The sequence below is a fragment of the Pseudonocardia sp. 73-21 genome (genome assembly GCF_001899645.1).
Classification (GTDB): Bacteria; Actinomycetota; Actinomycetes; order Mycobacteriales; family Pseudonocardiaceae; genus Pseudonocardia.
In genome coordinates this window covers 15,615-38,738 of sequence record NZ_MKVV01000024.1, presented here as the reverse complement: position 1 = coordinate 38,738, position 23,124 = coordinate 15,615, and the positions used below count along the sequence as shown (strand labels likewise).

Here is a 23,124-nt window from a genome sequence, read left to right as displayed (position 1 = left end):
TCCGCCGGTTCCGCGCGAGCCCGCCTTCCTACGCTGAGGCCATGCCACAGACGCTGACCAGCAGATGGACCGAGGACGGCTGCCGGCTCGACGACCTGCGGGCCGTCCTGGGGGAGCGCACCGATCCCGCCGACTACCCGCACGCCGCCGCCGTCGAGCAGGAGATCGTGGTCTACGACCTCGACGGTTTCCGCGCCGCTCCCTCTGACGAGCTGGTCCACGCGTTCGCCAACGGGCCCGGCGTCGTCGTGATCCGCGGGGCGTTCCCGGACACCGCGGTGATCGACCACGCCACGGCGGTGTTCGAGCAGCTGATCGCGGCCGGCACCTCACGGGGCGACCACTTCGCCGCCGCCGGCTCCAACGACCGCATCTGGAACGCGCTGGAGAAGCTCGCCGTCACCGCGCCCGAGGTGTTCGTCGAGTACTACGCCAACGACGTGATCGCGAAGGTCAGCCACGCGTGGCTGGGCCCGGGCTACCAGGTGACGTCGCAGCCCAACGTCGTGCACCCCGGCGGGAAGGCGCAGGTGGGCCACCGCGACTACCACCTCGGCTTCCTCGCCCCCGACGTGATCGAGCAGTACCCGCAGCACGTCCACCGGCTCTCCCCCGTGCTGACGCTGCAGGGCGCGGTGGCGCACTCCGACATGCCGCTGGAGAGCGGTCCGACGCTCTACCTGCCGCACTCGCAGAAGTACGGCCCCGGCTACCTCGCCACGAACCGGCCGGAGTTCCGCGGGTACTTCGTGGACCACCACGTCCAGCTCCCGCTCCGCAAGGGCGACGCGGCGTTCTTCAACCCGGCGGTGATCCACGGCGCGGGCGGCAACGTCTCCGCCGACCTGCACCGGATGGCCAACCTCCTGCAGGTGTCCTCGGCGTTCGGGCGGGCGATGGACGCGGTCGACCGCACCCGCGTCTGCGTGGCCGTCTACCGGGCTCTGCGCACCCATCCGCACCCCGAGCACGCGATCGCGGCCGCCGCGGAGGGCTACGCCTTTCCCACGAACCTCGACCGCGACCAGCCCGTCGACGGCCTCGCACCCCCCACCCAGGCCGACGTGGTGCGGCAGGCGCTCGCGGAGGACTGGACGCAGGAGCGCTTCGAGGAAGCACTGGCCGCGCACGCGTCGAAGCGGGTGACGGCATGACCCCGTCCGGGCTCCTCACCGACCGCGTGGTGCTCGTCTCCGGCGGTACCCAGGGCGTGGGCGCGGGGGTGGCGCGGGCCGCCGTGCGGGAGGGGGCGACCGTCGCGGTCACCGGACGACGGTCGGAGCTCGGCGCGACGGTCGCCGCCGACATCGGCGCGTTCTTCGTCCGGACCGACGTGGCCGACGTCGAGCAGGCGCAGGCGTCGGTCGCGGCCGTGGTCGCCGAGTTCGGCCGCATCGACGCGCTGGTCAACTCGGCCGGCCTCACCGACCGCGGCACGCTGCTCGACACGACCCCGGACCTGTTCGACCGGCACATCGCGGTCAACCTCCGCGGGCCGTTCTTCCTCATGCAGGCCGCGGTCCGGGACATGCTGGGGCGCGGGGCCCCGGGGTCGATCGTCAACATCATCTCCTCGTCGGAGCTGGGTGGGCAGCCCTACCTCGCGCCGTACGTGGCGGCGAAGGCCGGACTCGCCGGCGTCACCCGCAACGCCGCGCACGCCCACCGCTTCGACCGCATCCGGATCAACGGCCTCGACATCGGGTGGACCGACACCGAGGGCGAGGACGCCACCCAGAAGGCCTTCCACGCCGCCGACGACACCTGGCTCGACCAGGCGGCGGCCAGGGTGCCGATGGGCAAGCTCGGGCAGGTCGACGAGATCGCGGACTTCGTGGTGTTCCTGCTGTCGGACCGCAGCGGGGTGGTCACCGGCTCCGTCATCGACTGGGACCAGAACGTCGTCGGAGGGTTGGACTGATGCGACTCGGACTCATCGGCCTGGGCCGGATCGGCGCCTTCCACGCGCAGACGCTGCACGATCTCGACCGCGTCGACTCGCTCGTCGTCACCGACGCCGACCCGGACGTGACGGCCGAGGTGGCCGCGCGGGTGTGCGCAGAGCCTGTGGACTCGCCGGAGAAGCTGCTCGCCGCCGGCGTCGACGGGGTGCTGATCGCGGCCGCCACCGCCGCCCACCCGACGCTGCTGCTCGCCGCCGTCGAGGCCGGCCTGCCGGTGTTCTGCGAGAAGCCGCTCGCGGCCGACATCGCCGACGCGGTGACCGTCGCCGCGAACGCCGCCGGCGCGCCGGTGCAGATCGGCTACCCCCGCCGCTTCGACGCGGCGTTCCTCGGCGCGCGGGAGGCCGTCGTCAGCGGGGAGCTGGGCGCCCTGCACACCGTCCGCTCCACGACGCTCGACCCGGTCCCACCGCCCGCCGCCTACATCGCCGGATCCGGCGGGCTGTTCCGCGACTGCTCCGTGCACGACTTCGACGCCGTCCGCTGGGTTACCGGGCGCGAGGTCGTGGAGGTCTACGCGGTCGGCGCCAACCGCGGCGAGGCGTTCTTCGCCGAGGTCGGCGACGTCGCCAGCGCGTCCGTCCTGCTCACCCTCGACGACGGCACGATCGGCGTGGTCTCCAACAGCCGCTACAACGCGCGGGGCTACGACGTGCGACTGGAGGTGCACGGATCGCTCGACAGCGTGGCCGCCGGCCTCGACGACGGCCTGCCGCTGCGCTCCACCCAGCCCGGCGTGACGTTCCCGGCCGGGCCACCGCACGGGTTCTTCATGGACCGGCTCGCCGCGGCGTTCCGGTCCGAGCTGGGCGCGTTCGTGGAGTTCGTGGCCGGGGAGCGGCCGTCGCCGTGCACCGTGGCGGACGCCCTGGAAGTGGCCTACATCGCGGAGGCGGCCACGCTGTCCCGGCTCGAGCACCGACCCGTCCGGATCGGGGAGGTGCGCGCCGAACCCTGAATTGTTATGGTTGATGCATAACAAGTCGGGAGGTTGTCATGATGCGCAGGGCCCTGCTGGGCGGCGTGCCCCACCTGGTCGCAGCCGCGCCCACCCTCACGGTGCTGATCGCGGAGCACGAGCGGCTGCCAGTGCGGATGGCGTCGCACTTCGCCGCCGACGGCACCGTCGACGGGTACGCGGGCCACGGCATCTTCGTCGGGCTGGCCGCCGGGCTCGGCGTCGGGCTGGCGGTGGTGTTCGCCCTGCTCGCAGCCCTGCCCGCCCGGTCGGGTGCCGTCTCACGCCAGGACGTGCCCCGGTTCGCGATCACGGTGTCGTGGGCGGTCGCGGCGTTCCTGGGCGTCATCCAGTACGCCGCGGTCGCGGTCAACCTCGACCACACGGACGGCGCCGGCGTCACCCTGCCGAGGTGGACGCTCCTGGCCGGTCTGGGCGTCGCCGTCGTGGCCGGGGGGATCGGGTGGCTGGTCGCTCCGCGCACACCCCTCACCGACCACGACCCGGCCCCCGTCACGCCCATCCCGATCAGCGACACCGAGCAGGTCAGCTGGACGCGCACCACCGCGGTGGTGTGGATCCCGGTCGTCGGCGCGGTGGCGCTGGCCGGAGGCCTCGCGCTCGCCGTCGTGGGGGCGCCCGGCGGGGCCGTCGCGCTGATCCTCATCGGGGTTCTGTTCCTGCTGAACGGCCGGGTGCGCGTCACCGCCGACCGCCGCGGCCTGACGGTGCTGGTGGGGCTGCTCGGGCTCCTCCGCGTCCGCATCCCCGCCGAGGACATCCTCTCCGCCACCTCCGCCGACGTCTCCCCCGCGTCGTTCGGAGGCTGGGGTTACCGGTTCGTGCCCGGCGGCAGCGGGGTGATCCTCCGGTCGGGGCCGGCACTGATCGTGACCCGCCGGTCCGGACGCCGGTTCACTGTCACCGTCGACGACGCCGAGACCGCGGCCGGGGTGCTCGGCGGGGTCACGGGGCGAGCGTGCTGATCCGGGTCGATCCCGCCCGGTCCGTCCCGCTCGCCGACCAGATCGCCGCCTGCGTCCGCCGCGGCATCGCCGACGGCAGCGTGAGCACCGGCGAGCGGCTCCCCGGGGCCCGCGACCTGGCCGCGTCGCTGGAGGTCAGCATCCACACCGTGCTCGCCGGCTACCAGCAGCTGCGCGACGAGGGGCTCATCGAGCTGCGCCGCGGCCGGGGCGCCACCGTGCGCGGCGGCTCCCCAGCGGGCCGCGCCGAGGTCATCGAGCTGGCCCGACGGCTCGTCGAGGCGGGGCGGCGGCTCGACCTGGACGATGACGAGCTGGTGGCGCTGCTCAAGGAGGCGGCTGCACGAGCCGCAGGCGGTGCGGTGCCACCCCGACCGTGACGCGCTGCCCACGCACCACGATCAGCCGGTCGGCCTCGCCGCCGTCGGAGAACACGACGAGCTGGTCCGAGGTCACGCTCAGCTCCAGGCGCTGGGCACCGTCCAGCCGGCCCGCCACGAGCGAGGCGCCCGTCGTCGGCGACGGCCAGGCCTCCCGGACGAACCAGCACAGCGCCGGCTCGCCGGGGGTCGGCAGCGGCGGGTGCTCGGCCGTCCGGGCGAGCGCCGCGCACCACCCGGTGGCGCCGGTCCCGGTGCCGACCACCACCCCCGAGCTGCTCTGCGGCTCGCCCCGGCCGTCGGGGGTGCGGAGCAGGTAGCGCGCCGACTGGTGGCCCCGGTCGCCCACGAAGATCTCGTTCAGCCCGCGCAGCCGCTGCCCGTCGTCGAGCTCCGCCACCACGGTCGCGCGCTCGTCGATCACGGCGGATCCCTCGACCACCGCGCGCAACGCCGCCCCCACCTCGTCCGGGCGGTGCCGGGCCAGCACCCCGGGCCCGGCCGGGTCGACCCCGATCACCGGCTGCGCGTCGAGGTACTTCGCCACGTTCGCCACCAGGCCGTCGCGGCCGACGGACACCACCACGTCGCCGTCGGCGAACGGGAACGCGGCCAGTTCGCAACGGTCGGCCCGCCCGGTGCGCCACCCGGCCGGCACCGCCGCCATCACCGCGTCGAGCGCGGCGGCCTGCGCGGCGTCCCGGGCGCGCAGGGCGTCGAGCTCGCCGGGGTCGCGGTCGCGCAGGAAGAACGCGACGGCGCCCGGGGTGCCGTGGCGGTCGAGGAGCTCGCGGTACGCGGTGGGCCGCGTGACCACGACGACGCGCGGCTCGAGCGCCCTCACCGGAGACCCCCCGCGAGTCGGGGTGTGCATGCGCGCGAGTCGGGCCCCGCGTGCGCGCGAGTCGGGCCTCCGGTGTGCGCGAGTCGGGGTCCCCGCGTGCGCGAGTCGGGGCCTCCGTGCGTCCGGGTCGGGGTGTCCGTGCGCGCCGCGGCGTCCGGGCGCGCGTTCGGTCCGATCCCCGGTTCGCCCGGATTCCCCGACTCGGACGCATCGAGACCCCGACTCGCGCGCATGCAGGGCCCGACTCGCGGGGTGGGGAGGGTCGGGGTGGTCATCGGGGGCCGGCCAGTTGCGTGACCAGCCCCGTCAGGACGTCCGGGGTGATCGTCAGCTGGCCGATCTCCGGGAGGTGGCCGGCCAGCTCACGGAGGGTGAGCGAGCCCAGGACCTCCGGCGGGAGGTCGCGCAGGGCGGCCAGCTTGGCCTCCTCCGCCGCGGCCTCGGCCAGGCCGACCACGCGGATGCGCTCGGCCTGGGCCGCCGAATGAGTGCGGACGCGGTCGGCCTCGGCCGTGGCCGCGAGCCCGGCGCGCTGCGCGTCCGCCTCCGCCGCCACCAGCGCCGCGGCCGCGTCCAGCTCGGCCTGACGCCGGGTGTTGGCTCCGCGCTGGTCGACCAGCTGCTCCTCGCGCCGGGCCAGCTCGATGCTGCTCTGCAGCTCGTTCTCGGCGATCGCCCGCTCGCGCTCGACGGCGTCGGCGCGGCGCTGGTACGTGGCCCGGTCGGCGCGGGCCTGGGCGGCCTCCCGCGTCGGGGTCTGCAACGAGCGTTCGAGGTCGGGATCGGCGCGCACCGCGAGCACCCGCACCCCGACGACGGCGACGCCCAGCTCGGCCAACCGCTCGTCACCATCGAGGCGTTCGGTGATGGCGCGCTGCACGGGATCCGGACCGGCGGCGAGCGCGGCCTCCAGCGTCGAGCCGGCGAGCAGCGCGAGCACCGGCTGCTGGGCGAGCTCGCCGAGCAGGGTGGCCAGCGAGTCGAGCGGGGTGCCGCGCCAGCGCCCGGTGCGCGGGTCGATCCCGAAGTCCAGACGACGGGCGGCCAGCCCCGGTTCGGCGACCCGGTGGGTGATGCCGACGGGCACGCTCAGCTCGGTGTGGTCGGCGGTGCGGGCGTGGCAGACGAGCGAGAGCTCGCGGTCGTCGAGCGGCACCTCCGAGAGCACGGCGGTGCGCGGGCGGAACCAGAACGCCAGCCCCACGCCCTCGCGGTCACCGTGCCGGATCCAGCTGGTGGGCCCGCTACGCAGGTGGTGCAGGAACGGGGCCCGGGTGATGTCGGCCATGATCGCCTCCTCGGCTATCGTCACCGTGACGATAAGCGCGTCAGCCGATTCTCGTCAATGTGACATGAAAGAGGTTCCGTGCGGGGCAACCTGTTCGCCGTGGCCGTCGATCTGGTGATCCTCACCGTGCGGGAGGGCGTGCTGTCCACGCTCCTCGTGCGACGCGGGGTGGCGCCGTTCCTCGGTGAGCTCGCGCTGCCCGGTGGGTTCGTGCTGCCCCACGAGGACCTGCTCGACTCCGCGGCGCGCGAGCTCGTCGAGGAGACGGGCCTGACGATCACCGGCCACCACCTGGAGCAGCTCGCCAGCTACGCGGCGCCGGACCGCGACCCGCGCGGGCGCGTGTTGTCGGTGGGCCACCTGGCACTGGTGCCCGACCTGCCCGAGCCGCAGGCCGGCTCCGACGCGGCGGCGAGCGCCTGGTACCCGGTGGCCGAGGTGGGCCACCTGGCGTTCGACCACGACCGCATCCTCGCCGCGGGTGTGGAGCGGGCGCGCGCGAAGCTGGAGTACACGACGCTCGCGGCCACCTTCTGCCCGCCGGAGTTCACCGTGTCGCAGCTGCGGGGGATCTACGAGGCGGTCTGGGGCACCGAGCTCGACCCCCGCAACTTCCAGCGCAAGGTGACCAACACCCCGGGCTTCCTGGTGCCGACGGCTCGGAAGGTCAGCACGGGCCGCGGCCGCCCCGCGCAGCTCTTCCGACGAGGCGAGGCGACGTCGCTCCACCCCCCGATGCTCCGCGACTGAGCCACCGACGGCCCCGCGGGTCGACCGTCTCGACCCGGCGAGTTCGCCGTTTCGCGCAGCGAGTTCGCCATCCCACCACCGCCCGATGGTCGCGATCATCCGCACGCTGCTGCCCTCCGCGGGGCGCGGGGGTACGAACGGCAAGGTGGCGGACTCGCCGCCAGGTCAGAAGCGGGGGTGTTCACCCTCGACGTGAACGCGTCCGCCGATCTCCTTCGGCGCCTCGCCGGTGCTGCGACGGACCTCACCCAACACCCACGCCGGCACGTGCCGGGCCGTGAGCACCGCCAGGGCGCGGTCGACGTCGTCGGCTGGCAGCACCGCCACCATCCCGACGCCCATGTTGAACGTCTTCTCCATCTCCGGGCGCTCGACGCGGCCGCGGGAGGCGATCAGCTTGAAGATCGGCGCGGGGGTCCAGGTGTTGCGCTCGACCACCGCCTCCAGCCCGTCGGGCAGGATCCGCTCGAGGTTGCGGGCCAGCCCGCCGCCCGTGATGTGGGCGAACGTGCGCACTCCGGTCTCGGCGGCCAGGGCCAGGCAGTCGCGCGCGTAGATCGTGGTGGGCACGAGCAGCTCCTCGCCGAGGGTGTGCTCCAGCTCCTCGACGTGCCCCTCCAGCGGCAGCCGCGCGATGTCGAGCAGCACGTGGCGGGCCAGCGAGTAGCCGTTGGAGTGCAACCCGGACGAGCCCATCGCGACCAGGACGTCGCCGGGGCGGACGAGGTCGGGGCGCAGCATCGCCTCGGCCTCGACGATGCCGACGCCGGTGGCCGAGATGTCGTAGCCGCCGTCCTCCATCATCCCGGGGTGCTCGGCGGTCTCGCCGCCCAGAAGGGCGCAGCCGGCGAGCTGGCAGCCCTCGGCGATGCCCTTCACCACCATCGCGACGTGCTCGGGCACCAGCTTGCCGACGGCGATGTAGTCCTGCAGGAACAGCGGCTCGGCCCCGCACACGACGAGGTCGTCGACGACCATGGCGACCAGGTCGAGCCCGATGGTGTCGTGCTTGTCCATGGCCTGGGCGATCGCGACCTTGGTGCCCACCCCGTCGGTGGACGCCGCGAGCACCGGCTCGGAGTACTTGCCGATCTTCAGCGCGAAAAGCCCGGCGAACCCGCCGATGCCCCCCATGACCTCCGGGCGGGAGGCCTTCTCGGCGAACGGCCGGAAGGCGTCGACGGCCCGCTCACCGGCCTCGATGTCCACTCCGGCTGAGGCGTAGCTGGCGCCCGCCCCCTCGGGACCCGCGGTCGTCGGCATCGTCGGTCTCGCTCCTAGCGGAAGGTGTCGGGGGGTCAGGGACGCGACAACGCGTCCGCAGCACCGTAACCGGCGGCGAGCGGACCGGCGTCGCCGGAGGCCGCACCGGACACGTCCGCGGCGATCAGGTCGGAGACGGGTTCGTCGAGCTTCTCCAGCAGGTGCTTGCCGAGCCGCGCCTCCTCCGGCAGCGGGATCGGGTACTCGCCGTCGAAACAGGCCGAGCACAGGCGCGACTTCGGCTGCTCGCTCGCGGCGATGAGCCCTTCGAGCGAGACGTACCCGAGCGTGTCGGAGCCGATGGAGCGGCGCACGCCCTCGTTGTCGACGCCGCCGGCCACCAGCTCGGCGCGGGTGGCGAAGTCGATGCCGTAGAAGCACGGCCACTTCACGGGCGGCGACGCGATGCGCACGTGCACCTCGAGCGCGCCGGCCTCGCGGAGCATCCGCACCAGTGCGCGCTGGGTGTTGCCGCGGACGATCGAGTCGTCGACCACGACGAGCCGCTTGCCGCGGATGACGTCGCGCAACGGGTTGAGCTTGAGCCGGATGCCGAGCTGACGGATGGTCTGGCTCGGCTGGATGAACGTGCGGCCCACGTACTGGTTCTTCACCAGGCCCTGGCCGTAGGGGATGCCGGAGCCCTGCGCGTAACCGATGGCGGCGGGCGTGCCCGACTCCGGCACGGGGATCACCAGGTCGGCCTCGACGGGGTGCTCCGCGGCCAGCCGGCGGCCGATCTCGACGCGCGCGGCGTGCACCGAGCGTCCGGAGATGGTGGTGTCGGGGCGGGCCAGGTAGACGTACTCGAAGACGCAGCCCTTGGGCTCGGGCGCGGCGAACCGGGAGCTGCGCAGCCCGTCGGCGTCGATGGCGAGCAGCTCACCGGGCTCCACCTCGCGGACCATGGACGCGCCGACGATGTCGAGCGCCGCGGTCTCGCTGGCGACGACCCAGCCCCGCTCGAGGCGACCGAGCACCAGCGGGCGGACGCCGTGCGGGTCGCGGGCGGCGTAGAGGGTGTTCTCGTCCGCGAAGACCAGGGAGAACGCGCCGCGCACGCGCGGGAGCAGCCGCATCGCGGCCTCCTCGACGCCGATGTCGGCGGCGGTGGAGGCGAGCAGCTCGGTGACGAGGTCGGAGTCGGTGCTCGACGACATGCGCTCCCGGCCGGTGACCTCGCTGGGGTGCACGAGCGCGGCGACCTCGTCGCGCAGCTCGGCGGTGTTGACGAGGTTGCCGTTGTGGCCCAGCGCGATGCCGCTGCCGGTGGCCGTGGTGCGGAACGTGGGCTGCGCGTTCTCCCAGGTGACCGACCCGGTGGTGGAGTAGCGGCAGTGCCCGACGGCGATGTGGCCCTTCAGCGAGGACAGGATCTGCTCGTCGAAGACCTGGCTGACGAGCCCGAGGTCCTTGAACACCACCATCCGACGACCGTCGGACACGGCGATGCCGGCGGCCTCCTGCCCGCGGTGCTGCAGGGCGTAGAGGCCGTAGTAGGTGAGGTTGGCGACGTCCTCGCCGGGGGCCCAGACCCCGAAGACACCGCATTCCTCGCGAGGTCCGGGATCTTCGTCGATTTCAGAGGCGGGCTGGCTGTTCCGAGTGGAACTCGGGCGCACGACAGACTCCTAGAATCGCGAGGGGACTCAGCGGCCGATGCTACGCCGCCACAGCTCGGGAACCCACTCTCCGGGACCGGCGTCACCGAACCAGCGACCCTGACCCGTGTCACAGCCCATCGCGCCGAGCCGCTCGGCCTGCTCGGGCGTCTCCACCCACTCGGCCGTGACCTCCAGGCCCAGCGCGTGCGCCATGTCGATCAGCGCCCGCACGATCGCCGCGTCGACGGTGTCCATCTCCGGCTTGCGCAGGCCGTCGATGAACGATCCGTCGATCTTCAGCGCGTGCACCGGCAGCCGGCGCAGCCACGACAGGCTGGAGTAACCGGTGCCGAAGTCGTCGAGGGCGAGCCGGACGCCGGCGTCACGCAGGGCCCCGAGCGCGTCCATGATCGAGGCCTCGTCGCCGAGGACGGCCTGCTCGGTGATCTCCAGCTGCAGCTTCGCCGGCGGCAGGCCCGTGGCTTCGAGCACCGACGTGACCTCGCGCAGCCAGCCCGGCTCGGCCAGCTGCACCGGCGAGACGTTGACGCTCACGTACGGCGCGTCGGGCCCCAGGTCGCGCCACCACTGCGCGGCCCGTTCGCACGCCGTCTCGAGCACCCAGCGACCCAGCGGCACGATCGCCCCGCTGAACTCGGCCAGCTCGATGAACCGGCCGGGCCCGATCAGCCCCTGCTCCGGGTGCTGCCAGCGCACCAGCGCCTCGACGCCACCGAGCGTGCCGTCGGCGAGCTGCACGAGCGGCTGGTAGTCGAGCCGGAACTCGTTGCGGCCGATGCCGCCGCGCAGGCCGCGCAGCAGCGCGAACCGGGCGGCCTCGCCGGCGTCGCGGTGGTGGTCGAACACCACCCGGCGCCCGCCGCCCATGGCCTTCGCCCAGGACCGGGCGACGTCGGCGGCCCGCAACATCTCCGTGGGGCACGAGCGCGCCGTGGGGCCCTCCGCGACCCCGATGCTGACGGTGACCGCGACGGCGTGGCCGGCGATCACGAACGGCGTGGCCAGCGCGGCCTGGAGCCGGTCGGCGAAGCGGCAGACGTCGGCCACGTTCTCGGGATCGGCCACCAGCACGGTGAACTCGTCGCTGCCGGTGCGCGCCATGAGCTGGTCGCCCGCCGCGAGCTGCAGCCGGCCGACGACGCCGAGCAGCAGCCGGTCGCCGACCGCGTCGCCGAGCGCGTCGTTGACGGCCTGGAACCCGTCGAGGTCGAGCGCGCAGATCCCGACGCGGTCGGCGCCGCCCGGGCCGAAGGCCCGGTGCAGCCACTGGTCGACCAGCGCGGGGCCGGGCAGCCGGGTGAGCTGGTCGCGGGTGGACGCGTGCTGCAGCCGGGTGAGCAGGCGCTGCCGGTCCGAGATGTCGTCGATGAACGTCACCAGGTGCGACGGGGTGCCGTCCGGGTTCAGCACGAGCGACCCGGTCAGCTGGGCCCAGACGACGTCCGAGTCGGTGCGCACCAGCCGGACCTCGGTGCGTTGCATCGGCGGCTCGGCGCGGACGATGCGCACGAAGCGCTCGATGAGGTCGGTCAGGTCGTCGGGGTGGACGAAGTCGGAGAACGTGGGCAGCTCGGCCGGGAGCTCGTCGAGTCCGAGCAGGTGCAGCAGCGTCGGGTTCAGGTCGATGAGCCGGCCGTCGAGGCCCACCAGCGCGATGCCGACGGCCCCCTGCTCGAAGACCGTGCGGTAGTGGGGGTCGGACGCCGGGGCCCGCGGCGTGTCGGGCATGGCCGCCAGCGGGGGGCGCCGCGGCGGGCCCGTCAGTGCCCCCGCGAAGCCGGTGGCGAACTCGTCGAGCACGGCGGCCAGCCGGTGACTCTCCGTGACGTCGCCCACACCCAGCGTCGACCCGGCGGTGCGCAGCAGCTGGAGGCTGGCGGCCAGGAGATCCTCGGGCGCCGGACCCGCCGCCATCCCCGAGGCCACGAGCGCGGCCCCGATCGGCCGCGCCGCGACGGGCCGGAACGGCTCGGCGTGCAGGACGGACACCAGCTGGCGCAGCAGCAGGACCAGCCGGCCCGCCACCGTCTCGTCGTCCGGATCGGCCGTGAGCTCACCCCAGCGGGCGGCCAGCACGGCCAGCGGTTCGCCGGGCGGGCCGGCCTGCCCCGGGAACAGCCGATGCTTCGAGATGTCAACAGGCTCGGGAAGGCTGCGGGGAGCAACCACACCGCCACCTCCCGTAGCCCGTTTCGGTCAAGGCGCGCCCTGATCGGACCAAGTTTCCGCTCAGGGCGCCGATTACGCCACCATTCTGCGGCAGCGTTCACCCCCGAGGAACGTGCGGCAACCCGTTCGTCTCACCCCAGGGGCAGCAGGCGGGCCACCTCACCCGTTCGGGTACCCGACGCGCTCAGCCGCCCGGTGCGCAGTGCCTCGGTCCAGTCGAGCCGTCCGGTGACGAGCGCCAGCCAGGTGCGCGGGTCGGCCTCGACGACGTTCGGTGGGGTGCCGCGGCCGTGGGCGGGGCCGCTCACACACTGCACCGCGCCGTAAGGCGGCACGCGGACCTCGACGCTGCGGCCTGGGGCGATGGCGGTCAGCGCGGCCAGGCTCTGCTTGACCGCGGCGCGCTGGACGGACCGCTCCGGCGGGGGTCCGCCGTCGATCCAGGCGAGCACCGCACCCGTCTCCGTGCCGTCCGGTTCTGCCGTCACGCCGCGACCGTAACCCGCACCGGTCGGCCTATCCGTGCGGACAGGTGCCGGCATCAGCCGAAGAGCGCCGGCAGCGTGCCCTCCCAGGCGGTGCGCAGCTCGTCGAGCGCCAGCGACGGAACGCCCGCGACGTCCAGGTCCGTGCCCCCGGTGGTGCCGATGGCCCGGGCCGGGACCCCGGCTCCCCCCGCCGCGGCGAGGAGGTCGTCGACGCGGTCCGGGGCGGTGGTGACGAGCACGCGGCCAGCGGACTCCGAGAACAGCGCGACGAACGGGTCGAGCGTCGGCAGCAGCGTGACGGTGGCGCCCCGGCCACCGACCAGGCACGCCTCCACCAGCGCCTGGGCGAGCCCGCCGTCGGAGAGGTCGTGGGTGCCACTGGCCAGGCCGTTCGCGGCCACGGCCGCGAGGAGACCGGCGAGCCGCTGCTCGCCCGCCAGGTCCACCGCGGGCGGCCGGCCGCCGAGGTGGCCGTGCACCACGTGGGCCCACTCGCTGCCCCCCAGCTCGTCGCGGGTGTCGCCGAGCAGCACCACCGCGTCGCCGTCGCGGGTGAAGCCGGACCGGACGCGCTTGGCGACGTCGTCGATCACGCCGAGGACGCCGACCACCGGGGTGGGCAGGATCGGGCGGTCGCCGGTCTGGTTGTAGAAGCTGACGTTGCCACCGGTGACGGGGATGCCGAGCGTGGCGCAGCCGTCGGCCAGACCACGCACGGCCTGCTGGAACTGCCACATCACGTGGGGGTCCTCGGGCGAGCCGAAGTTGAGGCAGTTGGTGACGGCCACCGGCTTCGCACCCGAGGTCGCGACGTTGCGGTAGGCCTCGGCCAGCGCGAGCTGGACCCCGGCGTACGGGTCGAGTGCCACGAACCGGGCGTTGCAGTCGGTGGAGACGGCGACCCCGCGGCCGGTCTCCTCGTCGACGCGCACCATGCCGGCGTCCGCGGGCTGCGCGGACGTGGTGTTGCCGCGGACGTAGCGGTCGTACTGGTCGGTGACCCACGCCTTGCTGCACAGGTTGGGGCTGGCCACCATGCGCAGGATCTCCTCGCGCAGCTCGCTGGGCGCGGCCGGGCGCGGCAGGTGGTCGGGCACGTCGGCGACCAGGTCGTCCTGGCGCTCGGAGCGCTGCACCGGACGCCGGTAGACCGGCCCGTCGTGGGCGACGGTGCGCGGCGGCACGTCCACCACCGTCTCGCCGCGCCAGCTGATCACGAGGTGGTCGCCGTCGGTGACCTCACCGATGACCGAGGCGAGGATCTCCCACTTGGCGCAGACGGCCATGAACGCCTCGACGTTCTCCGGAGCCACCACCGCGCACATGCGCTCCTGCGACTCGCTGGAGAGGATCTCCGCCGCCGTCATGCCCGTGGCCCGCTGCGGCACGGCGTCGAGGTCGATGCGCATGCCGCCGTCACCGGCGCTGGCCAGCTCGGACGTGGCGCACGACAGGCCGGCCCCGCCGAGGTCCTGGATGCCGACGACGATCCCGGAGTGGATCAGCTCGAGGCAGCACTCGATGAGCACCTTCTCGGTGAACGGGTCGCCCACCTGCACGGCCGGGAGCTTCTTGTGGCCGCCCCCGCCCGCGTCCCCCGCGAAGGTCTCGGACGCCAGCACGGACACGCCGCCGATGCCGTCCAGCCCGGTGCGGGCGCCGAACAGGATGATCTGGTTGCCCGTTCCGGACGCGAACGCCAGGTGCAGGTCCTCCACGCGCATCGCGCCGACGCACATGGCGTTGAGCAGCGGGTTGCCGGCGTAGGTCGGGTCGAACACGAGCTCGCCGCCGATGTTGGGCAGGCCCAGCGAGTTGCCGTAGCCCCCCACACCCGCGACCACGCCGGGCAGCACCCGCGCCGTGTCGGGGGCGTCGGCGGGGCCGAAGCGCAGCGGGTCGGCGACGGCGATCGGGCGGGCGCCCATGGCCATGATGTCGCGGACGATGCCGCCCACGCCCGTGGCCGCGCCCTGATAGGGCTCCACGTAGGACGGGTGGTTGTGCGACTCGACCTTGAACGTGACGGCCCAGCCACCCCCGATGTCGACGACGCCGGCGTTCTCGCCGATGCCCGCGAGCATCGTCGAGCGCATCTCGGGCGTGGTGGTCTCGCCGAAGTAGCCCAGGTGCACCTTGGACGACTTGTAGGAGCAGTGCTCGCTCCACATCACCGAGTACATCGCCAGCTCGGCGTCGGTGGGGCGGCGGCCGAGGATCTCCCGGATGCGCGCGTACTCGTCGTCCTTGAGGCCCAGCTCGCGGTAGGGCTGCGGCTGGTCGGGGGTAGCGGTGGCGTTCTCGACGGTGTCGGCGCGAACTTCGGTCGTCACGACCGCTCAGCCTACGTACCGCACTGGTCGCTCCCCTGCACCGGCCGCCCCGGACCGCTCCGGGGAGCGGCCCCCACCCCGACCTCCGGTGACAGTCTGTCCCATTAGAAGACACATAAGGTAGTTTGCTCGCGCATACGGACCAGTCCGGTCCGCCGAATGCGTCGAGGTGGGCTGTGCGGATCGTCGTGACCGGTGGGGCGGGCTTCCTCGGATCCCATCTCTGTGACGCCCTCGTCGCGCGGGGGGACACGGTCGTCTGCATCGACGACCTCTCGTCGGGGTGCCCGGACAACATCGGGCACCACCTCGACCACCCCCGGTTCACGTTCCAGCACGCGGACGTCAGCCTGGCGTGCGACGTCGAGGGCCGGGTCGACGCCGTCGCCCACCTGGCCAGCCCGGCGTCCCCCGTCGACTACCAGCTCCGGCCGCTGGACACGCTGGCGGTCGGCAGCCGTGGCACCGAGCACTGCCTGCAGCTCGCCCGGCGTCACGACGCCCGCTTCCTGCTGGCCTCCACCAGCGAGGTCTACGGCGATCCCCAGGTGCACCCGCAGACCGAGGCCTACTGGGGCAACGTCAACCCGATCGGTCCCCGCAGCGTCTACGACGAGGCGAAGCGGTTCGCCGAGGCACTGACGGCGGCCTACCGACGGACCTGCGGGGTGGACACCGGGATCGTCCGGATCTTCAACACCTACGGACCGCGCATGCGCCCCCAGGACGGCCGGGTCGTGTCGTCGTTCGTCGCCCAGGCGCTGCGCGGCGAGCCGCTGACGATCTTCGGAGACGGCAGCCAGACCCGCAGCTTCTGCTACGTCGACGACCTGGTGCGCGGACTCGTCGCCATGCTCGACGCCCCCGAGCCGGGACCGGTCAACCTCGGCAACCCCGAGGAGCGGACGGTCGCCGAGCTGGCCGGGCTCGTCCTGGCGATGACGGGCTCGGCCTCGCCGGTGGTGCACCTGCCGCTGCCCGTGGAGGACCCCACCCGGCGCCGACCCGTGATCGAGCTGGCCCGTGACCGCCTCGGCTGGGCGCCGCAGGTCACCACGGAGCAGGGGCTGGCCCGGACGATCGCCTGGTTCGCCACGCGCAGCGGCCCGCCCGCCGGGTCCGCGGCACCGGCGGCCCTGGCCGCACCCGGTGCCTGACGGGTCGCGCACCCGAACGGATCCGGGGCGTCACCGCGCCCTGCCCACGCGGGGTGCGCCGGACACGCACATCGTCCGGATCTCCCGCGGGGGCGTGCGGGCTCTCACTCCCGAGGGACCGGTCTTCGGCCGGTCCGGCCGGATCGGCCGGCGCCGGCGCGCGGACCTGCTCGTGCCGGTCCTCCCCCGGCGCGACCGGATGGCCGTGGCGGTGCTGTCGGTGGGCTGGCTGGTCAGCCTGGTCGTGTTCTGGACCTGGTGGCTGCAGCCGGACCACCGCACCACCTGGGTGGGTCTCGCCATCAACAGCGCGGTGCTCGTCTACCTCACCTGCCTGCCCGCCTACTTCCTGCTGACCGCGAACCGGCTGCGCCGGGTGGACCCGACCGTCGCGGTCCCCGCCGTGCGGACGGCCTTCGTCGTGACCAAGGCGCCGTCGGAGCCGTGGACGCTGGCCCGCCGGACGCTCCGCGCGATGCTGGCGCAGCGGTTCCCGCACCCCTACGACGTCTGGCTGTGCGACGAGGACCCCTCGGCCGAGACCGCCCGCTGGTGCCACGACCACGGCGTGCGGCTCTCGACCCGGCGCGGCGTGGCGGCCTACCACCGGCCGACCTGGCCGCGGCGCACCCGCTGCAAGGAGGGCAACCTCGCCCACTTCTACGACCACTGGGGCTACCGCGACTACGACGTGGTCGCCCAGCTCGACTGCGACCACGTGCCGGCCCCGACCTACCTCGCGGAGATGGTGCGTCCCTTCGCCGACCCCGCCGTCGGGTACGTCGCCGCGCCCAGCGTCTGCGACGCCGAAGGCACCGGGTCGTGGTCCGCGCGCGGCCGCCTGCACCGGGAGGCCGCGTTCCACGGCGCCATCCAGGCCGGCCACTCCGCGGGCCTCGCTCCGGTCTGCATCGGCTCCCACTACGCGGTGCGGACCGCGGCGCTGGCCGGGATCGGCGGGATCGGCCCGGAGCTGGCCGAGGACTTCTCCACGTCGTTCCTGCTCAACTCGGCGGGCTGGCAGGGCGTGTTCGCCCTCGACGCCGACGCCCGCGGCGACGGCCCGCTGACGCTGGCGGCGATGGTCACGCAGGAGTTCCAGTGGTCGCGCAGCCTCACCACGCTGCTGATCGGCCTGGTCCCCCACCACCTCCCGCGGCTGCCCTGGGCGTTGCGGCTGCGCTTCTTCTACGCGCTGGTCTTCTACTTCCTGCTGGTCGTGACGACCGCGGCCGGGCTGCTGCTACCGCCGGTGGCGGCCGTGACCGGCCTGCGCTGGGTGCAGGTGGACTACCTGGAGTTCCTGGCCCACTGGTGGCTGCTCACCGCGTGGCTGCTCGCCGTGCTGCTGGTGCTGCGCCGCCGGGGCCTGCTGCGGCCCCGCAAAGCCCCCGTCCTGAGCTGGGAGAACTGGTTGTACTCGCTGGTCCGCTGGCCCTGGGTCGCGTGGGGGGTGCTCGCCGCGGTCCGCCAGCGGTTCCGCCCCGCCCCGATCACGTTCCGCGTCACCCCCAAGGCCCGCTCCGGCCTGGAGCCGCTGCCCACCCGGCTGGTGTTGCCCTACCTCGTGATCGCGGTCGGGCTCGCCGTCGCGGCGTTCACCGGTGAGGTCCGCACGGGCGCGGTCGGCTACGTCGGGCTGTGCATCCTGGGCGCGGCCGCCTACGGCACCGTCGTCACGGCGGTGTCGGTGCTGCACGGCGTCGAGGCGGCCCGGGCGGCCGGCGTCGGGCCGTGGCGCGGCATCCGGACGACGGCCGCCGTGCCGGTCCTGCTCGGGGTGGCCGCGCTCGGTCTCACCGCGGTGCCCGCGGCGCTGTTCCCGCTCTACGTCCAGATCGTGGTGACCGGATGAGCGCCCCGACCGTGCTGGTCACCGGCGGCGCCGGCTTCATCGGCTCGCACACCTGCGTCGAGCTGCTGGAGCACGGGTACGAGGTGGTGGTCGTCGACGACCACTCCACCAGCTCACCCGGGGCGCTGGCCGCCGTCCGCGACCTCGCCGGCCGCGACCTCGCCGCCCACCGGGCCGACCTGCGCGACGCCGCCGCGCTGGACCGGGTGTTCACCCGGCACCGGATCGACGCGGTGATCCACTTCGCGGCGCGCAAGGCCGTCGGCGAGTCCACGCTGATCCCGCTGGACTACTACGACATCAACGTCGGCGGCACCGTCGCGCTGCTGCGGGCGATGGTCGCCCACGACGTGCGGCGGCTGGTGTTCTCCTCGTCGTGCTCGATCTACGGCGACGGCGGCGGGCGCCCCCTCACCGAGGCCGACCCGGCGCGGCCCACCAACCCCTACGCCCGGTCGAAGTGGATGTGCGAGCAGATCATCGCCGACGCGGTCCGGCGGCATCCGGAGCTGTCGGCGACCGCGCTGCGCTACTTCAACCCGGCGGGCGCGCACCCGAGCGGGCGCCTCGGCGAGGACCCGCGCGGGCCGCTCAACAACGTCGTCCCGTTCCTCATGCAGATCGCGATCGGGCGCCGGGACCGGCTCCGGGTCTTCGGCGGCGACTGGCCCACCCCCGACGGCACCGCCGTGCGCGACTACGTGCACGTCGTGGAGATCGCGGAGGGGCACCGGCTCGCCCTGGACCAGCCGCCGTCGGGACCGGGACTGCGTGTGCTCAACCTGGGCACCGGCGTCGGTACGTCGGTGCTGGAGCTGGTCACGGCCTTCGGCGCCGCGTGCGGGCGGGACATCCCCTACGACGTCGTCGGCCGCCGCGCGGGGGATGTCGCCGAGCTCGTGGCCGACCCCGGCCGGGTCGCCGCGGAGTGGGGCTGGAAGGCCGGCCGCGACGTCGCCGCCATGTGCCGCGACGCCTGGCGGTTCCAGCGGCTCCACCCGGACGGCTACCCGGACTGAGCCCGCTGCACGGCCCCCACGTCCGGCGAGCCGGTGCGGACCGGCGCCCCGGTGCGGTCGAGCAGGGTGACGCCCGGCGTGAGCAGGTCGGCGAGGGGCAGTCCCGCCCCGAGCAGCGGCGAACCCGGGGACGGGAGGAAGCCCACCGCGGGATCGTCGACCGCGGTCGCCGCGAGGCCGGTCAGCGGTCCGGGGAGCCCCGGGTCCCCGGTCAGCCCGGTGCGCCGCCCGGCGGACGTCTCCTGACCGGTGGCCGCGCGCCACGCGCGCAGGGACGGCTCCGCCTCCGGACCCCAGACGACCGTCGGCGCTCCCGCGGAGCCGACGTAGGCGTTCCCGTCGAGGCGCACCGCCGACCGGGCGTAGGGCGTCACCGCCACCACGACGGGCCCCGCCTGCCGGCTGACCAGCAGGTTGTTGCGGACGTCGAGGTCGGAGACCCCGGGACCGAGCCGCAGCGCCGACGACGGGTCGCTGCGCTGCGGCGCCATGACCACCGTGTTCTGGTAGATCCGGGTGGCGCTCACCCGCCCCAGCACGGTGATCCCGCCGTAGACGCTCCACCGTCGCGCGTCCCCGCTGGAGACGTTGAACCGCACGACACTGCCGGTGTGGGCGTCGTTCTGCTGGCCGGTGTAGACCAGGTAGCCCGGACCGTGGTTGTCGTAGGACAGGTTGTACTGGAGCACCGAGTCCGAGTTGTTCTGGTCGAGGCCGAACCCGCCGCCGTCGGCCAGCCTCGCCGTCCGGTTCCGGTAGGACAGGCAGTGCTCGATCACCACGCCGGTCGAGTCGTAGGTCCAGATGCCGACCGGGCCCTCGCCCGACCCGCCCGACCCGCCGTTGTCGTGCGCGACGGACCGGGTCACGGTCGCGGTGCGGACGCTGCCGAGGACGATCCCGCTGCCGGTGTTGCGTCGGGTGTTCGCGGGGTCGCCGTGGTTGCCGTAGGCGGTGACCCGCGAGATCACCACGTCCTCGTGCGCGTAGCGGGGCGCGGTGGCGTCGAACGCGGGCCCGTACACCGTGAGCCCCGCGTCCCGGTTGTCGTGCAGGACGGCGTCGTCGACCCGGACGTCGCGGAACCCCGTCCCCGCCCGCGCGCTGCCGACCTCGATGCCGTTGCCGAACCCGTGCGCCTCGACCCGCTGCACGACCACGTGGTCGAACACCCGGTCGTCCGGCGAGTCGGTGAAGACCCGCACGCCCGCCGAGCCGGGCACGGGTTCCGGACCCGCGCCGGCCAGCACCAGGTCGCTGATCTCGACGCCGCCGGTGTCGGTGACGACGACGGCACCGTCGCCCGGCGCGTCGATCTCGGCCCGGCCGTCGCCGTAGGAGCCCACGACGACCGGGTCGGCCGCGTTCCCCGCGTCGAGCCGGTCCAGCAGCAGCCGCCCGGTGAACCGCGCGCCGCCCAGCAGCAGCACCCGGTCACCCGGGACCAGGACGGCCTCGGACGCCCGCTCGAGCGATCGCCACGGGGACCCGGCCGACGTGCCTCTCGCGGTGTCGTCGCCCGCGGGGCTCACGTAGAAGGTGCGCTGTCCCGGCGGTGCTCCGACCAGGCTGCAGGCCACCAGGAGCGCGGCCATCGGCACGGCCACGGCGGCGCGGGTGCCGGATGCGACCACCCGGGGACGAACCGACCCCTTCACCGGGCCAGCCTAGGGGCGCTCCGCCCGTCCATCGCGGGTGTCGCCCCGCGCCGCGAGCCGCGGTAACCGATCAGGTGACAGCGGCTCAGCTCCCCGAGGGCAGCTGCACGACGCTCACGAAGAAGTGGTCGATCTGCTTGATGGCCTCGATGAAGCTCTCGAAGTCCACCGGCTTGGTGACGTAGGCGTTGGCGTGCAGCTGGTAGCTGCGCAGCACGTCCTCCTCCGCCTGCGACGTGGTGAGCACGACCACCGGGATGTGGGCCAGCTGCGGGTCGGCCTTGACCTCCTCCAGCACCTCGCGGCCGTCGCGGCGGGGCAGGTTGAGGTCGAGCAGGATCAGGTCCGGGCGCGGCGCGTCGGCGTAGGGCTCCTCGTTGCGGAGGTAGGCCAGGGCCGCGGCGCCGTCGGTGACCACGTCGAGCCGGTTGTGCAGGTACTCGTCGAACGCCTCGCGGGTCATGAGCACGTCGCCCGGGTCGTCCTCCACCAGCAGCACGTTGACGATGCGCGGCGTGGGCTCGGTCATCACTTCTCCTCGGGGGCGGGAAGGGGGGTGGTGGGCAGGGTGAACCGGACGACCGTGCCCGGCCCGCCCGTGGTGTCGAGGCCGATCGCGCCACCGTGGAACTCGACGATCTTCTTGGCCAGCGACAGGCCGATGCCGGTGCCGGGGTAGAGGTCCCGGCCGTGCAGCCGCTGGAAGATCACGAAGACCTTGTCGGCGTACTCGGGTTCGATGCCGATACCGTTGTCGGCCACGGCGATCTCCCAGCCCTCGTCGACGGTCCGTGCGGACACCGTGACCTCCGGGGCCACGCCGTCGCGGTGGAACTTCAGGCCGTTGCCGAGCAGGTTGACGAGCAGCTGGCGCAGCAGCGTGGCGTCGCCGGTGACGGTGGGCAGCACGCCGACCGTGACGGTGCCACCGGTGTCCACGCGGACCTGGTCCAGCTGCGCCGCCGCGGCCGCGGCCACCTCGCCGAGATCCACCGGCGTGAACGCCTCGGTGGTGCGGCCGACCCGGGAGAACGCGAGCAGGTCGTTGATCAGACGCTGCATGCGCGACGCGCCGTCCACCGCGAACTCGATGTACTGGTCCGCGCGCTCGTCGAGCTGTCCGCCGTAGCGGCGCTGCAGCAGCTGGCAAAAGCTCGACACCTTGCGCAGCGGTTCCTGCAGGTCGTGGCTGGCGACGTAGGCGAACTGCTCGAGGTCGCGGTTGGAGCGCTCCAGGTCGCGGGTCTGGCGGTCGAGCCTGCGGTTGACCTCCTGGGCCTCGTCGAGGTCGTGGAGGATGTGCAGCCGCATGGCGTCGACGTCCTCACCCAGCTCGAAGATCTCGCGCGGGCCCGCGCCGTGCACGGGCCGCTGGACCCCGCCGGACACGACGTCGCGCACCTGGGCGGCCAGGTCCGACACCGGCCGCAGCACCGCCCGGCGCAGCCCGACCGCGGCGGCCGCCAGGAAGGCGATCATCACCACCGCGATCGCGATGCCCGTAACGGTGACGTAGGCCGCGGCCGCGTTGAGGCGGTCGCGGTCGGCGAGCCGCTGCACGTCGATGTCGGCGGTCAACGTCCCGGTCGCGGCCCGCACACCGTCGAAGAGCGTGCGGCCCTCGACGGCATCCGGCCGGACCCCGGCGAACGTCGGGTTGGCGTAGGCGTCGCGCCAGCGGGTGGCGGCCTGCTCCACGGCGTCGATGTCCCGGCCGACGTGGTCGAAGCCGCCGGTGGCCGCGTAAGCGCGCAGCGCGGCCACCTGGGTCCGCTCGTCGGCGACGCCGGAGGTGTAGGGGTCCATGAACTCCGGGCGTCCGGTCAGCCCGAAACCGCGCACACCGGTCTCCTGGTCGACCACCGCCCGGGAGAGCTGCTGCGCCGCGATCACCGCGGGGCCCGCGACGTCGAGCAGCGCGGCCCGCGCCGCCGTCAGACGGGCCAGCGCCAGGCCGCCGAGCACGATCGTGGTGATGGCGAGGACCGCCGCCACCGCGGCCACCAGCGTGAAGATCCGGGAGAGCGGCCAGCGGCGCGCGCCCTCGTCGGACCGGCGTGCGGTGAGCACCCGGCGGGCCCGGGTCAGCTCGACGGTCATCCGGCACCCGCTTCCGAGAGCACCAGTATCGCGACGTCGTCGGTGAGCGGGCCGCCGTTGAACCGCACGGCGTGGTCGACCAGCCGGGCGGGCAGGTCGTCGAGGTCGGTGTCGCGTTCCTGGTGCAGCAGCGCGATCAGGCCCTCCGGCCAGAGCAGCTCGCCCGGCGTCGGGCCGCGCCCCTCCACCAGGCCGTCGGTGTAGAGCAGCAGCGACCAGCCCGGTTCCAGCGGGACGCGCAGGGCGTCCCAGCAGGCGTCGGAACGGATGCCCAGCGGCAGCCCGAC

At 74.0% G+C, this 23,124-nt stretch carries 20 protein-coding genes; 9 read left to right on the top strand and 11 right to left on the bottom strand.

Going from position 1 to position 23,124, the window contains the following annotated elements:
* The first annotated feature begins 41 nt into the window (after positions 1–41).
* The 5 genes from BGP03_RS05415 to BGP03_RS05395 are packed head-to-tail and all read left to right on the top strand — an operon-like array spanning position 42 to position 4,288.
* A complete protein-coding gene (locus BGP03_RS05415) occupies positions 42–1,154 on the top strand; it encodes a phytanoyl-CoA dioxygenase family protein (RefSeq protein WP_298799210.1) in 1,113 nt (370 codons plus the stop codon).
* Positions 1,151–1,921 (top strand): SDR family oxidoreductase, encoded by a 771-nt coding sequence (locus tag BGP03_RS05410; protein ID WP_296376496.1) that lies wholly within the window; start codon positions 1,151–1,153, stop codon positions 1,919–1,921. The genes BGP03_RS05415 and BGP03_RS05410 overlap by 4 nt, the downstream gene beginning before the upstream one ends.
* Positions 1,921–2,922: a Gfo/Idh/MocA family oxidoreductase gene (locus BGP03_RS05405; protein ID WP_296376498.1), complete on the top strand. Its 1,002-nt coding sequence runs from the start codon at positions 1,921–1,923 to the stop codon at positions 2,920–2,922. Before BGP03_RS05410 ends, BGP03_RS05405 begins: the two co-directional genes overlap by 1 nt.
* Before the next feature lie 38 nt (positions 2,923–2,960).
* Positions 2,961–3,908: a hypothetical protein gene (locus BGP03_RS05400; RefSeq protein WP_296376500.1), complete on the top strand. Its 948-nt coding sequence runs from the start codon at positions 2,961–2,963 to the stop codon at positions 3,906–3,908.
* Positions 3,902–4,288 (top strand): GntR family transcriptional regulator, encoded by a 387-nt coding sequence (locus BGP03_RS05395; protein ID WP_296376502.1) that lies wholly within the window; start codon positions 3,902–3,904, stop codon positions 4,286–4,288. The genes BGP03_RS05400 and BGP03_RS05395 overlap by 7 nt, the downstream gene beginning before the upstream one ends.
* Here the strand turns inward: BGP03_RS05395 and BGP03_RS05390 are convergent.
* Together BGP03_RS05390 and BGP03_RS05385 are read right to left on the bottom strand one after the other, a co-directional pair.
* Positions 4,236–5,132 carry a hypothetical protein gene (locus BGP03_RS05390; RefSeq protein WP_296376505.1) on the bottom strand — a complete coding sequence of 299 codons (897 nt, stop codon included), beginning with the start codon at positions 5,130–5,132 and terminating at the stop codon, positions 4,236–4,238. The two genes, BGP03_RS05395 and BGP03_RS05390, sit on opposite strands and share 53 nt — an antisense overlap.
* A gap of 271 nt (positions 5,133–5,403) precedes the next feature.
* Positions 5,404–6,444 (bottom strand): SPFH domain-containing protein, encoded by a 1,041-nt coding sequence (locus BGP03_RS05385; protein WP_298799209.1) that lies wholly within the window; start codon positions 6,442–6,444, stop codon positions 5,404–5,406.
* A gap of 54 nt (positions 6,445–6,498) precedes the next feature.
* On the opposite strand from BGP03_RS05385, the gene BGP03_RS05380 reads away from it, so the two are divergent.
* On the top strand, positions 6,499–7,170 hold the full coding sequence (locus BGP03_RS05380; RefSeq protein WP_296376509.1) for an NUDIX domain-containing protein: 672 nt from the start codon (positions 6,499–6,501) through the stop codon (positions 7,168–7,170).
* A gap of 165 nt (positions 7,171–7,335) precedes the next feature.
* Here the strand turns inward: BGP03_RS05380 and purM are convergent, their stop codons facing one another.
* The 5 genes from purM to purL form a co-directional block, all read right to left on the bottom strand.
* Positions 7,336–8,433 (bottom strand): phosphoribosylformylglycinamidine cyclo-ligase, encoded by a 1,098-nt coding sequence (gene purM / locus BGP03_RS05375; RefSeq protein ID WP_296376511.1) that lies wholly within the window; start codon positions 8,431–8,433, stop codon positions 7,336–7,338.
* Between the two features lie 35 nt (positions 8,434–8,468).
* A complete protein-coding gene (gene purF, locus BGP03_RS05370; protein ID WP_296376512.1) occupies positions 8,469–10,055 on the bottom strand; it encodes an amidophosphoribosyltransferase in 1,587 nt (528 codons plus the stop codon).
* Positions 10,056–10,082: 27 nt separating this feature from the next.
* Positions 10,083–12,227 (bottom strand): EAL domain-containing protein, encoded by a 2,145-nt coding sequence (locus tag BGP03_RS05365; protein WP_298799208.1) that lies wholly within the window; start codon positions 12,225–12,227, stop codon positions 10,083–10,085.
* Between the two features lie 131 nt (positions 12,228–12,358).
* Positions 12,359–12,715, bottom strand: a complete 357-nt coding sequence (locus BGP03_RS05360; RefSeq protein ID WP_296376517.1) for a sterol carrier family protein — start codon at positions 12,713–12,715, stop codon at positions 12,359–12,361.
* Positions 12,716–12,768: 53 nt separating this feature from the next.
* Entirely contained in the window at positions 12,769–15,048 is a 2,280-nt protein-coding gene (gene purL / locus BGP03_RS05355) for a phosphoribosylformylglycinamidine synthase subunit PurL (RefSeq protein ID WP_296376519.1), read from the bottom strand.
* A 176-nt stretch (positions 15,049–15,224) separates the two neighbouring features.
* Between purL and BGP03_RS05350 the strand changes: the two genes are divergently transcribed.
* The 3 genes from BGP03_RS05350 (at position 15,225) to galE (ending at position 19,079) form a co-directional block, all read left to right on the top strand.
* A complete protein-coding gene (locus BGP03_RS05350) occupies positions 15,225–16,205 on the top strand; it encodes a UDP-glucuronic acid decarboxylase family protein (protein WP_296376521.1) in 981 nt (326 codons plus the stop codon).
* 94 nt (positions 16,206–16,299) lie between these two features.
* Positions 16,300–18,060, top strand: a complete 1,761-nt coding sequence (locus tag BGP03_RS05345) for a glycosyltransferase (protein WP_298799207.1) — start codon at positions 16,300–16,302, stop codon at positions 18,058–18,060.
* A complete protein-coding gene (gene galE, locus BGP03_RS05340) occupies positions 18,057–19,079 on the top strand; it encodes a UDP-glucose 4-epimerase GalE (RefSeq protein ID WP_298799206.1) in 1,023 nt (340 codons plus the stop codon). The genes BGP03_RS05345 and galE overlap by 4 nt, the downstream gene beginning before the upstream one ends.
* Here galE and BGP03_RS05335 read toward each other — a convergent pair.
* The 4 genes from BGP03_RS05335 to BGP03_RS05320 all read right to left on the bottom strand — a co-directional run.
* Entirely contained in the window at positions 19,067–20,737 is a 1,671-nt protein-coding gene (locus BGP03_RS05335) for a right-handed parallel beta-helix repeat-containing protein (protein ID WP_296376526.1), read from the bottom strand. The genes galE and BGP03_RS05335 overlap by 13 nt on opposite strands.
* A gap of 85 nt (positions 20,738–20,822) precedes the next feature.
* Positions 20,823–21,266: a response regulator gene (locus tag BGP03_RS05330; RefSeq protein WP_296376528.1), complete on the bottom strand. Its 444-nt coding sequence runs from the start codon at positions 21,264–21,266 to the stop codon at positions 20,823–20,825.
* Entirely contained in the window at positions 21,266–22,837 is a 1,572-nt protein-coding gene (locus tag BGP03_RS05325) for a sensor histidine kinase (protein ID WP_296376530.1), read from the bottom strand. Before BGP03_RS05325 ends, BGP03_RS05330 begins: the two co-directional genes overlap by 1 nt.
* Positions 22,834–23,124 (bottom strand): PP2C family protein-serine/threonine phosphatase (locus BGP03_RS05320; RefSeq protein ID WP_299735675.1); only part of this gene is annotated, 291 nt, incomplete at its 5' end. The genes BGP03_RS05325 and BGP03_RS05320, both read right to left, overlap by 4 nt.